At 71.4% G+C, this 11,897-nt stretch carries 11 protein-coding genes and 2 pseudogenes; 2 read left to right on the forward strand and 11 right to left on the reverse strand.

Annotated features, from left to right (window positions below):
- Positions 1 to 76: 76 nt before the first annotated feature.
- The 5 genes and pseudogenes from ASF28_RS22685 to ASF28_RS19075 all read right to left on the reverse strand — a co-directional run bounded on the left by ASF28_RS22685 (position 77) and on the right by ASF28_RS19075 (position 2,856).
- On the reverse strand, positions 77 to 169 hold the full coding sequence (locus ASF28_RS22685) for a hypothetical protein (protein ID WP_082515272.1): 93 nt from the start codon (positions 167 to 169) through the stop codon (positions 77 to 79).
- Positions 170 to 249: 80 nt separating this feature from the next.
- Positions 250 to 1,275, reverse strand: a pseudogene (tuf, locus tag ASF28_RS19065) (elongation factor Tu); the annotation flags it as partial.
- A gap of 61 nt (positions 1,276 to 1,336) precedes the next feature.
- Positions 1,337 to 1,690: pseudogene (locus tag ASF28_RS22030) on the reverse strand (GTP-binding protein); the annotation flags it as partial.
- 160 nt (positions 1,691 to 1,850) lie between these two features.
- Positions 1,851 to 2,312, reverse strand: a complete 462-nt coding sequence (locus tag ASF28_RS19070) for a tellurite resistance TerB family protein (protein WP_056096487.1) — start codon at positions 2,310 to 2,312, stop codon at positions 1,851 to 1,853.
- Positions 2,313 to 2,412: 100 nt separating this feature from the next.
- Positions 2,413 to 2,856, reverse strand: a complete 444-nt coding sequence (locus ASF28_RS19075) for a DMT family transporter (RefSeq protein WP_056096489.1) — start codon at positions 2,854 to 2,856, stop codon at positions 2,413 to 2,415.
- Positions 2,857 to 2,933: 77 nt separating this feature from the next.
- Between ASF28_RS19075 and ASF28_RS19080 the strand changes: the two genes are divergently transcribed.
- On the forward strand, positions 2,934 to 3,527 hold the full coding sequence (locus ASF28_RS19080) for a biliverdin-producing heme oxygenase (protein ID WP_056096491.1): 594 nt from the start codon (positions 2,934 to 2,936) through the stop codon (positions 3,525 to 3,527).
- On the opposite strand, the gene ASF28_RS19085 is transcribed toward ASF28_RS19080, so the two are convergent.
- The 6 genes from ASF28_RS19085 to ASF28_RS19105 form a co-directional block, all read right to left on the reverse strand.
- The gene (locus ASF28_RS19085) at positions 3,524 to 6,082 is read right to left on the reverse strand and encodes an HWE histidine kinase domain-containing protein (protein WP_056096765.1); all 2,559 of its coding nucleotides are present in this window, start codon (positions 6,080 to 6,082) and stop codon (positions 3,524 to 3,526) included. The two genes, ASF28_RS19080 and ASF28_RS19085, sit on opposite strands and share 4 nt — an antisense overlap.
- Positions 6,083 to 6,471: 389 nt before the next feature.
- A complete protein-coding gene (locus tag ASF28_RS22690) occupies positions 6,472 to 6,636 on the reverse strand; it encodes a hypothetical protein (protein WP_157085655.1) in 165 nt (54 codons plus the stop codon).
- Positions 6,637 to 6,807: 171 nt separating this feature from the next.
- Positions 6,808 to 7,005 (reverse strand): hypothetical protein, encoded by a 198-nt coding sequence (locus ASF28_RS19090; RefSeq protein ID WP_056096494.1) that lies wholly within the window; start codon positions 7,003 to 7,005, stop codon positions 6,808 to 6,810.
- Between the two features lie 110 nt (positions 7,006 to 7,115).
- On the reverse strand, positions 7,116 to 8,414 hold the full coding sequence (gene oxlT / locus ASF28_RS19095) for an oxalate/formate MFS antiporter (protein ID WP_056096497.1): 1,299 nt from the start codon (positions 8,412 to 8,414) through the stop codon (positions 7,116 to 7,118).
- Between the two features lie 383 nt (positions 8,415 to 8,797).
- Complete coding sequence (locus ASF28_RS19100) at positions 8,798 to 9,532, reverse strand: glucose 1-dehydrogenase (RefSeq protein WP_056096768.1); 735 nt, start codon at positions 9,530 to 9,532, stop codon at positions 8,798 to 8,800.
- Positions 9,533 to 9,615: 83 nt separating this feature from the next.
- The gene (locus ASF28_RS19105) at positions 9,616 to 10,854 is read right to left on the reverse strand and encodes an MFS transporter (protein ID WP_082476674.1); all 1,239 of its coding nucleotides are present in this window, start codon (positions 10,852 to 10,854) and stop codon (positions 9,616 to 9,618) included.
- Positions 10,855 to 10,981: 127 nt separating this feature from the next.
- Here ASF28_RS19105 and ASF28_RS19110 point away from each other — a divergent pair, with 127 nt between their 5' ends.
- The gene (locus ASF28_RS19110) at positions 10,982 to 11,881 is read left to right on the forward strand and encodes a LysR substrate-binding domain-containing protein (RefSeq protein ID WP_056096500.1); all 900 of its coding nucleotides are present in this window, start codon (positions 10,982 to 10,984) and stop codon (positions 11,879 to 11,881) included.
- Positions 11,882 to 11,897 lie beyond the last annotated feature (16 nt).

The following is an 11,897-nucleotide window of genomic DNA, read 5'->3' on the forward strand; positions in this document are numbered from 1 at the left end:
TGGCGGGACGAGGATGGGGCGGGCGCGAGGCCCCGCCCCTCTGTCGTTCCCTGCAGACGTGACCGTTGACGGAAGACTACTCGTTGATGGCGGCGACGACGCCGGCGCCGACGGTGCGTCCGCCTTCACGGATGGCGAAGCGCAGCTTCTCTTCCATGGCGACGGGCACGATGTGGCGGGACGAGGATGGGGCGGGCGCGAGGACCCGCCCCTCTGTCGTTCCCTGCAGACGTGACCGTTGACGGAAGACTACTCGTTGATGGCGGCGACGACGCCGGCGCCGACGGTGCGTCCGCCTTCACGGATGGCGAAGCGCAGCTTCTCTTCCATGGCGACGGGCACGATGAGGGTGACGTCCATGGTCACGCTGTCGCCCGGCATCACCATCTCGGTGCCCTCGGGGAGGACGCACACGCCGGTCACGTCCGTGGTGCGGAAGTAGAAYTGCGGGCGGTAGTTGGTGAAGAACGGGGTGTGGCGGCCGCCCTCTTCCTTGGTGAGGATGTAGGCYTCGGCCTTGAACTTGGTGTGGGGCTTGACCGAGCCGGGCTTGCACACGACCTGGCCGCGCTCGACGTCCTCGCGCTTGGTGCCGCGCAGGAGCACGCCGACGTTGTCGCCGGCCTGGCCCTGGTCGAGGAGCTTGCGGAACATCTCGACGCCCGTGACCGTGGTGGTCTGGGTGTCGCGGATGCCGACGATCTCCACGGTCTCGCCGACCTTGACRATGCCGCGCTCGACGCGACCCGTCACCACCGTGCCGCGGCCCGAGATCGAGAACACGTCCTCGATGGGCATCAGGAACGGCTTGTCGATGGGACGCTCCGGCTGCGGGATGTAGTCGTCGACGGTCTTCATCAGGGCGATGACGGCGTCGTGGCCGACCTTGGCATCGCCGTTGTCGAGGGCGACCTTGGCCGAGCCCTTGGTGATCGGGATGTCGTCGCCGGGGAAGTCGTACTTGGAGAGGAGCTCGCGCACCTCCATCTCGACGAGCTCCAGGAGCTCCTCGTCGTCGACGAGGTCGACCTTGTTGAGGAACACCACCAGGGCCGGCACGCCGACCTGGCGGGCGAGCAGGATGTGCTCGCGGGTCTGCGGCATCGGGCCGTCGGCGGCCGACACCACCAGGATCGCGCCATCCATCTGGGCGGCACCCGTGATCATGTTCTTCACGTAGTCGGCGTGGCCGGGGCAGTCGACGTGGGCGTAGTGGCGGTTGGCGGTCTCGTACTCGACGTGGGCCGTCGAGATGGTGATGCCGCGGGCCTTCTCCGACCTTGTTGAGGAACACCACCAGGGCCGGCACGCCGACCTGGCGGGCGAGCAGGATGTGCTCGCGGGTCTGCGGCATCGGGCCGTCGGCGGCCGACACAACCAGGATCGCGCCGTCCATCTGGGCGGCGCCCGTGATCATGTTCTTCACGTAGTCGGCGTGGCCGGGGCAGTCGACGTGGGCGTAGTGGCGGTTGGCGGTCTCGTACTCGACGTGGGCCGTCGAGATGGTGATGCCGCGGGCCTTCTCYTCCGGCGCCTTGTCGATCTGGTCGTAGGCCGTGAACGTCGCCCCGCCCGTCTCGGCCAGGACCTTCGTGATCGCCGCCGTMAGCGACGTCTTGCCGTGGTCCACGTGACCGATCGTGCCGATGTTGCAGTGCGGCTTCGTACGAGCGAATTTCTCTTTGGCCATCGTTTCTTTCCTGCGGCAAGCTCACACGAGCGGGCGCCCGGTCAGTCGCTCGAAAACCGTCGAGCCGGGCGAAAGACGCGGCCCGCTTAGAGGCTTGCCGTCCTTTGATCAAGGGCTTTGTGGTCGGGGGCTTTGCCGACCACCGGCCTCCGGTGCCGTCTCAGGCGAGGGGGCGCCTGACCGGGGAGGCCTCGAGCAGGGCCGCCCTGTCGACGCCGAGGGCCTCGGCGATCTCGTCCAGGGCCGTGGCTTCGAGGGCCGAGATGCCGTCGTGGTCGGCGACATCGGCGGCGATGAGGAAGGCGGCGTTCCGCGCGGTCCCGTCGCGCCCGCGGATGCCGGCGACGCGGCGCAGGTTCTCCGCCCGCCCGGCCCGGGTCCGCGCCCGGGCGATGCCGTCGTAGAGTTCGGTCTCCAGCATCAGGCGGTCGTAGCCCTTCTCCAGGATCGGATTGGCCTGGATGCCGGCCAGCGCCGTGTCGAATTCCTCGCTCGCCACCTCGCCGTCGGCGACGATGACGTTGGCGGCGGCCGAGACCATGGCCTCCATCAGGGCCGTGTCGCCCGCATAGGCGGTCACGGTCTGGCTGAAGCGGGCGACGATGTCCTGGAAGATGTTCATGGGCGGGGGTCACCGGGCGGCTTCATCGAGCGGTTCGGCAGAACGATGCCGGGGACCTCGCCGTTCCGCGCCGGGAAGGCAAGGGGCGGCGGACCGGTTTTCAGAACAGCGCCACCAGGGTGACGCCCGCGACCATGAGAAGCCCCCCGGCGATCCGCCACGGGCTCGCCGCATGGACGGTGAACCCGATCCAGCCGAAATGATCGAGGACGATGGAGGTCGCGACCCCGGCGGTGACGAGGATCGCCAGGAACGGCGCGGCCCCGATCTGTTGCGCGGCGAAGAACTGCGACAGGACGACGAGGGCGCCGAGGCAGCCGCCGAACCAGGCCCAGGCCGGCACCTGGGCGGCCTCGGCGAGGCTCGGCAGGCTGAGGCGGCCGGAGACGAGGCCGACCAGCAGCAGGGTGGTGCCGGTGCCCAGCGCCACCGCGAGCCCGGCGGCGAAGGGCTGGCCGAGGCTCTTGGCGAGGGTGGCGTTGGTGCCGCCCTGGACGGCGTTGGCAATGCCGGCCACAAGCGCGAGACCATAGAGATACCACATCGGGATCACGACTCGGTTCGGACGGTCACCTCCGGACGGGAGCAACCCCCGAGAACATAGGGCAGCGACGGCCGGACATGATCGACGAAACGGGACGCGACGACGCGGCGGGCGCTCAGGCGGTCGATCAGGATCTGCGCGGCCTCCTGCGGCGGTCGACGGCGGACGCCCACCACCGCCTCGATTCGGGCTGGGCCGGTCACGACCTCAAGGACCGCGACGCCTACGGCGCCTTCCTCGTCGCCATGGCGGCGGCCCTGGTGCCCCTGGAAGCGGATCTCGCCCTGGCTGAGCCGGGGGCGCTGCCCCCCGACTGGCCGGCCCGCCGGCGCGGCGCGGCGCTCCTGGCCGACCTCGCGGCCCTGGGCCATCCCGGGCCGCCGGCGCCGGCGACGCCGCGCCCGCCGACCCGGCCGGAGGCGGCGGGACTGCTCTACGTCCTCGAGGGCTCGCGCCTGGGCGGACAGCTGCTCCTGCGCCAGGCCCTGGCGAGTTCCGACGCGGCGGTCCGGGACAACACCCGCTTCCTCCGGCACGGCGAGGGCCAGCGCCTGTGGTCGAGCTTTGCCGCCTGGCTCGCGGAGCGGCCCGCCGGGCACGCGGACGGCGCCGTCACCGGAGCGCTCCGGGCGTTCGCCCTGTTCGAGACGGCCCAGGGGGCACGGCCCTAGGGCCCCCCGTTCCCCGCCAGCACCCGCCGCAGGATGTCGGCGGTGTAGGGCTTCTTGATCATCGGCACGGCGCCGAGTTCGGGGGGAATCCGGAAGCTGTCGCCGTAGCCGCTGGCGAAGACGAACGGGATCTCCAGGGCCGCGAGGCGCCGGGCCACGGCGAGGCTCGTCTCGGACCCGAGGTTGACGTCGAGGAGGGCGAAGGCGGGCGGGCAGAGGTCGATGAGGCGCAGGGCCTCGTGGACCGAGCCCGCCATGTCGACGGACTTCGCCCCCAGGAGGGTGAGGATCTCCTCGGCCTCCAGGGCGATGATCATGTTGTCCTCGACCACGAGGGCCGGGCCGGACAGGCGCAGGGCCTCGGGCGCGGCCGCCCCGGCGCGCCGGGCGGTGGCGGCGGCGCGGGTCGGCGCGGCCTGGACGAAGGCCGCCGGGATGACGAAGCGCCCGGTGACGCCGGTCAGGGCATAGCGGATCTCGGCCTCGCCCTGCAGCTCGTAGGGGATCGAGCGCTCGATGAGGGTGGTGCCGAAGCCCCGCCGCGTCGGCGCGCGCACGGGCGGCCCGCCGGTCTCGCACCACTCCAGCACGAGGCGGCCACCGGCATCGCGGCTCCAGGCGACGGCCACCGCGCCGCCGCTGTCCGACAGGGCGCCGTACTTGGCCGAATTGGTCATGAGCTCGTGGACCACGAGGGCCAGGGTCGAGAACGCCTGCGGCTCGAGGAGCACGTCGGTGCCGTCGAGGCGGACCCGGTCGGCGCGGGCGCCGAGATAGGCCGCCGCCTCCAGGCCGATGAGGTCGCGCAGGGAGCCCGGCCCCCAGTTCGTCGTGGTGATCTGGTCGTGGGCGCGGGCCAGGGCCTGGACCCGGTCGCCGAGGACCCGCGCGAAATCCTCGATGCTCCCCGTCCCCGACCGGCTCTGGGCGACGATGCCGCGGATGAGGTTGAGGATGTTGCGCACGCGGTGGTTCAGCTCGGCGATGAGCAGTTCCTGGCGCTCCTGCGCGGTCTTGCGCTCCTTCTCGGCGGAATCCGTCAGCCGCAGGATCACCTCCAGCAGGGTGATGCGCAGGGCCTCGGCGATGCGCAGCTCCGCGCCGCTCCACGGGGCCGACTGGCCGTGCACCACCTCGCGCCACGCCTCGAAGCTCTTTCGCGGGGTGAGGCGCACGCCGTTGGGGCCGGGATTGGCCGGCTTCTCGGGATTGCCGGCCCAGGTGACCGTGCGGGCGATCTCGGTGCGGAAGAACACGAGGTAGTCGCGCGGGGCCCGCGAGATCGGCACGGCGAGCAGCCCCGCCGCCCGCTCGGTGAAGTCCCGGCCGGGGGCGTGGACCCTGCCGATCTCGTTCGTCGCGAAGGCGCGGCTCGTGGCCGTGCGGTTGAGGAAGCGCACGAGGCCGGTGAACTCCTCCCGTGTCGGGGTCGCGTCCCGCAGGGTGATCTCGCCGTTCACCCACACGCCGATGCCGTCGCAGGGGATGATGCCGGCGATGTCGTCGAGGAAGGCGGTGATGTTCTCGAGGCTCGTGCCCCCCGAGGCCAGGGCGCCCATGAGGCGGTCGTGCAGGGCGCGCGACTGGGCCTCGTAGGCCACCTCCGCCTCGCGCTCGCGGCTCTCCAGGATCAGGGAGAACATCTGGCCGAACAGCTCCGCCCCGGTCCGCCGCTCCAGGGAGATGTGGCGCGGCGACGAATGGTGGCAGGCGAACAGGCCCCACAGCTTGCCGCCGCGCAGGATCGAGACGGAGAGGGAGGCCGCGACCCCCATGTTGCGCAGGTATTCGAGGTGGATCGGCGAGACCGTGCGCAGGGTGCTCATGGACAGGTCGAGGAGCCCGCCCTCCGGGTCGCGCACCGGCAGCACCGGGATGGCGGGGGCATCGACGTCGGCGATGATGCGCAGCCAGTTGCGCTCGTAGAGGGCGCGGGCCTGCTGGGGGATGTCGGAGGCCGGATAGTGCAGGCCGAGATACGGATCGAGGCCCGAGCGCACGGATTCGGCCACCACCACGCCGGACCCGTCGGGGTCGAAGCGGTAGACCATGGTCCGGTCGAAGCCCGTGAGCGCCCGCATCTGCCGCACGGCCTCGCGGCAGAACGCCTCGAAGCCCTGGCTCTGCTGCAGGCGCCCGACCATGCCGCGCACGAGGTTGCCGGCGTTGAGGTGCTCGGACGTGCTCGGCTCGGCCTCCATGACGATGGTCGAGCCCGACTGGTGGAGGGCGACGTCGAAGGCCGGGCCGTCCGTCTGCAGGGCGATCCCGAAGATGCGGTCGATGGCGTTGGGACCGCGCAGGGATTGCAGCTGGCCCCGGATGAGGTGGATCGCCTCGCCGTCGAAGATGTCGGTCAGGGGCAGGCCCAGGAGGTCCTCGGCGGGCCGGCCGAGCCACTGCGCCGCATTCTGCGAGACGCGGACGATGAGCCAGTCGACGGAGACGGCGACGAGGAACCCGAACGGCTGCACCGCCCCCAGGACATGGATGGGTTCACGGTCGCAGGACGACAGATCGACGGAGGGGACCGCCGTTCGCTCGAGGGATTTCATCGCGACCATGAATGACCGAACCGTACCGTCGGCGGACTCCGCCGTCCCCGGTTCAACGCCGGAGACCGAAGGAAGGCTGCGCGGGACGGCAGGGGCGGTGGAGCGGAGGCGGCGGATCGCCCCCTCGGGAGCCCGTCCCATGCCGGTCGGTCGTGTCGCGTGCAAGGGGGCCGGCTGGTGGAAGAGTGCGGGGACGCCCCGGCTCGCGGCCCGGATCGCAGCCGGTGCGCGGAGGTCGGTCCGCCGCGCCGGCAGGCACGGTCCCGGGCGCCTTCGGCCTCGGCCGGTTCGGGCTCGCCGGGTCCGCGGGCCTCCCCCGGACCGGGAAAGCCGCCGCGGTCGAGCCGGGCGGGCCGTGATGTTCCGGGTGCGGGCGTCCGGGCGGTCGATCAGGCCGCGCGGCGGTAGGACGCCTGCGCGTTGTCGTTGATGGCCACGAACATGCCGGCGGCGGTGCCGGATGCGGGGGCATTCGACGCGGGGCGATCGGTGAGGAGGGCCAGGGCCGGACCGACGGCGACGGCGGCAAGACCGAGGAGGAACAGGGCGAGCATGGCGAAGATCCGTCTGGCGGTTGCGAGGACATCAATATCGCAGTGCACAACGGCCCCTGGTATATCAAATACCGCAAGGCGGTCATGCCGCCGATGCGCGGCTCCGGTGCCGGGATTGTCCGTCGCCGCGATCCGGATGCCCCGGTGAGGTGCGTCGCGGCCGTCCGGCGCCTACCGGTGCGCCGGGTCGGCGAAGACCGCGAGGAACGGAAACACCTGATGCCCGCCGGCCAGGAGGATCGCCGAGAAGGTCAGGCCCAGGGCGGTGATGTACAGGATCGTGAAGAGGTCGGTGCCGTGTCCGGGGGTGCTCAGGAAGATCATCGCGAACGGGATGCTCACGAGGGCCAGCAACACGGAGGCGTGCATCGCGCCATCTCCCGGAACCAGAGGCGTGGCCGGTCGCCGCTTCACGGTCGAGGCCCGCGCCGGACGCGTGTGGGTGACTCGCCCCGCGGTGGGGCGGGGCGAGTCGGCGATCAGGCGTGGGCGAGGGCGCCCGCCGGGACGGCCGAGCCGTTGGCGCTGTGGTGGCGCTTGAGCATCGGCCGCAGGACGGCCAGGGCCAGGAAGGCCGCGACGAGGTCCATGATCGCCACCGTGTACAGCACCGTGGCCCAGGTTCCCGTCGCCTGCATCAGCAGGTTGCCCAGGGGCACGAACAGGGCGGCGAAGCCCTTGGCGCAGTAGAGCACGCCGTAGATCTTGCCGATGTGCTTGGAGCCGAAGGTGTCGGCGGCGGTGGCGCTGAACAGCGAGTAGACTTCGCCCCAGGCCAGGAACACGATGCCCGAGAGGATCACGAAGGCCCACGGGTTGGTGCCGAAGTAGCCCAGGGCGACGATGCCGATGCCCTCCATGGAGAAGGCGATGAACATCGTCTTCTCGCGGCCGATCCGGTCGGAGATGTAGCCGAACAGGGGACGCGAGATGCCGTTCATGATGCGGTCGAGCATCAGGGCGAACGGCAGGGCCGCCATGGCGAAGAAGTACAGGTTGACCTGGAATTCCTTCACCCCGAGGTCCTGCGCGATGACGCCGAGCTGGGCCACGGCCATCAGGCCGCCGGTCACCGTGCAGGTGAACATCAGGAGCATCACGTAGAAGACCGGCGTGCGCAGGGCCTCGCGCAGGGTGTAGTCGCGCCGGCTCTGCAGCACCTTGGTCGAGAAGGTGACCTCGTCCTTGACCGGGGCGCGCAGGCCGATGGCCGCCAGCATGATGATGGCGCCCTGGATCAGGCCGAACACGAAGAAGGCCTGGGCGTAGCTGCCCTGGGAGATCATGTTGGCGATGGGAATGATCGTCAGGGCCGAGCCCGCGCCGTAGCCGCCCGCCGTCAGGCCGACGGCGAGGCCGCGCTTGTCAGGAAACCACTTCAGGGCGTTGTTGATGCAGGTGGCGTAGACGCAGCCGACGCCGATCCCGCCCGCCACGGAGCCGAGATAGAAGCCCGAGAGCGAGGTGGCGTAGGAGTTGATCACCCAGGCGAGGCCGGTCATCAGACCGCCGAACATCACCACCCGGCTCGGGCCGTACTTGTCGATGAAGTACCCCTCGATGGGGGTGAGCCAGGTCTGCACCACGACGAAGATCGTGAAGGCGACCTGGATCGCCGCCCGGTCCCAGCCGAAGGTTTTCTGGATCTCCGGGACGAACAGGGTCCAGGCGTACTGGATGTTCGCCGCCGCGACCATGCAGGCGACGCCGAGCACGAGTTGCAGCCAGCGATTGGTGGAGGGTCTTGCCGCAACGGGGGCGACGGCGGGGGTGGCCATGAGCGATCTCCCTTGTCCTGGTTCGGACACCTGACGGTTTGTCGGCCGGGCGTTTCCCGCCTTCTCGGTCACGGCGAATCAACTTGCAGATCCGACAGCGCGCCTATTGGAATGCAGTATTTGGCATACCAACGGGCCTGACAAGCAGAATAACGCTGTTTTCGCGGCTTTCCGGACTGAATGCACGCCCGAACCGCAATCTGCTTCGAAATGGTGTGCACTATCGAGCCGGAGGGAGCCGCGCTTCGCCCGACCGCAGCGATCGTTTCGCGCGAGGCGGCCCCGGATCGGATGGGGCCCATGGCGACGACGGAAGCCGCGGACGATGCCGGCCCGGACGCATCACGCGAGGGGAAGCCGTCGCGCTCAGCAAGCCGTCGCACTCACTTGCCGCCCGTGACGTCGAGGAAGGTGCCGGTGACGAAGGAGGCTTCCGGGCCGGCGAGCCAGAGGATCGCCTGCGCGACCTCCTCGGGCGCGCCACCGCGTCCCATCGGGATGCTGTCCTTCACGCGATCGACGCGCCCGGGTTCGCCGCCGCTGGCGTGCATCTCGGTGTGGATGTGGCCGGGCCGCACGCAGTTCACCCGGATGCCCTCGCGCGCGACCTCCTTGGCGAGGCCGGTCGTCATGGTCTCGACCGCCCCCTTCGAGGACGCGTAATCGACGTACTCGTTCGGACTGCCGAGGCGGGCGGAGGCCGAGGAGACGTTGACCACCGCGCCCCCACGCCCGCCATGGCGATGCGACATGCGCCTCACGGCCTGCTGCGCGCAGAGGATCGGGCCGATCGCATTCACCGCGAAGATGCGGCGCACGCGTTCGTGGTCCAGGTCTTCGAGACGGGATTGTCGTGCGATCATGGCCGCGTTGTTGACGAGGACATCGAGCCGGCCAAACCGACGGTCGACGCGTTCGAACATCCGTGAGACCTCGACGGGATCGGCGCTGTCGGCCCGTACGGCAATCGCGCCTCGGCCGTCCGCCTCGATCGCGGTGACCAGTTCCCGGGCCGCCGCCTCGTTCGACAGGTAGCTGACGGCGACGTCGTAGCCGCGCCGCGCCGCCAGACGCGCGGTCGCCGCGCCGATGCCACGACTGCCGCCGGTGATCAGCATCACGGGCGCACTGCGTCCGGCGTCGGGCGCGGCCGGGGCATCCGGCCGGTCGCCATCCGGGGCATCGGGGTTTCGGACGGAGGTCATGGTTTCCTCGCGAGGTGCGGCGACAGGACGAGCATGATCGGGACGACGGCGAAGGCCGTGGCCGCGGCCGCGACGGCGGCCCAGCGCGGTCCGACGGCATCGCCGAGCGGGCCGTAGAGCAGGGGCGTCGCGACCGCGCTGCCTCCGAGCGTCCAGGTGTAGAAGACCGCGAAGGCGCGCTCGACGCGACCGTGCGGCGCGAGTTCCGGCACGGTGCCGTAGAGCACGGAGGACGTTCCGTTCAGCATCAGGCCAAGGAGGGGCAGCACCGCGAGGGTTGGGGCGAGCGGGAGCGCGATGACCAGCAGGATCGCGGCCGCCGTCCCCGCCTCGGAGAGGATCACGCAGCGCGTCACCCCGAAGCGGTCCCCGAGACGGCCGAAGATCGCCTTGCCCAGCGCCCCGCCGACGGCCGCGAGGCCGAACGCGACGCCCACCGTCGCGAGGGCCGCCCCCTTCTCCCGCAGCAGGAACGGCAGGTAGACGAGAAAGGCCGGGCGCGCGGCATTGTCGAGCATGCCGACGGCCACGAGGAGCCCGAAGCCGGTCCGGTCCGTCGAGTTGCCGCCGGGCACGGCCGCTTGCGGGCGCGCCGGCGCTTCCTCGCGCGGGACGGGCTCGCGGGGCAGCAGGGTGGCGACCCCGAAGGCGACGGCGACCCCGAGGCCGGCGGCGAGCCAGAGCACGAGGCGCCAGTCGGCGTGGGTGAGGAGAAGCCCGGCGAGCGCGGGCAGCGCCGCCTTTCCGAGATCGCCGGCGAAGTTGTAGGTGCCGAGCGGCCCCCTCGCCCCCGTCCCATAGGTCCGGGCGATCACCGCCGAGGCGAGGGGATGCTGGGTGCTGCTGCCCGCGCCGGAGAGCGCCAGGGCGACGCAGAGGCCGGCGAGACCGCCCGAGCCGCCGGCCAGGGCATAGCCGCCGGCACTGAGCAGCGTGCCGAGAACCAGAACCAAGCGCGCCCCGAGCGTCCGGGCCAGGGCCGTGGCGGGCATCTGCAGGCCGGCCAGCGCCCCGACATAGAGCGAGCGCACCAGGGCGAGGGCGACGTAGCCGAGGCCGAACTCCGCCTGCCAGACCGGCAGCAGCACGTAGATCAGGTCGGTGTAGCCGTCGTGCAGGGCGTGGTTGACGCCGATCGTCACGAGGGTGCGCGTCCGCCGAGGCGCGCGGATGTCGCCCGCCCCATCCGTCGCGTCCGTGGCCCGCCCGTCCGGTTCCGCGATGGTCGTTCGCATCGATCACCCTTCCACGGCCGCCGGCCGCCCACGCCGTGACGGCTACACACGTGAGCCTTCGGCGATGAGGGGCGTTCAACTCACGCTACCCGTGCGCTAGACTCACGGATGCGAGCCCGGAGGTCCGATGCGCCGTCTTCCACCCCTCCATGCGCTGCGCGTCTTTGAGGTCGCCGCCCGGGCCGGCAGCCACGTCGCCGCGGCGGCCGAACTCGGGCTGACCCACGGGGCCGTCAGCCGTCAGGTCGCCGTGCTGGAGGCGTGGTTCGGCCAGCGCCTGTTCGTGCGGGTCGGGCGCAGCGTCGTCCCGACGCCCGCGGCCCGGGCCTTCGCGGAAGCGGTGAGCCTCACCTTCGACAGGCTCGACGCGGCGGCCGAGATCTGCGGCCGGCCCCTCGCGCCGCGGACCCTGCGGGTGAGCACGCCCACGACCTTCGCCATGCGCTGGCTGATCCCGCGCCTGGACGGCTTCCACGCGGCCCGGCCGGAGGCCGAGGTGGTCGTCACGACGACCACGACCCTGCACAACGCCCTGCGCGGCGGCTTCGACCTCGCCGTACGGCGCGAGCCGCGCCTCGGAACGGGGGCGCACCATCCCTGGGGCGCCTACCGTGCGGTCCCCTTCCTGCGGGAGGCCAACACGCTGGTGGCGAGCCCATCCCTGCTCGCGGCCCGCCCCCTGTGCACCCCGCACGACCTCGAAGGCGCCACCCTGCTGACGAGCGAGACGCGCCCGGGCGACTGGACCGACTGGCTCGCCGCCGCCGGTCTCCCCCCGGACACGGGCAGCCGCCGGACGTTCGACCATTACTTCGTCGCGCTGCAGGCGACGGCGGACGGGCTCGGCTACGGCCTCGGGCCCCTGCCCGTCCTGTCCGGCGACCTGGCGACCGGACGGCTCGTCGCCCCGTTCCCGGAGATCGTCGTCCCGCGCCCCGGCTACGTGGCCCTCGTCCCGAACGACGCGGACAAGACATCGACCCTCGCGGCATTCGTGGACTGGCTCATGGCCGAAGGTGCACGGTGAGACCGAACGCGCAGGC

The sequence above is a fragment of the Methylobacterium sp. Leaf99 genome, from assembly GCF_001422375.1.
GTDB lineage: Bacteria > Pseudomonadota > Alphaproteobacteria > Rhizobiales > Beijerinckiaceae > Methylobacterium.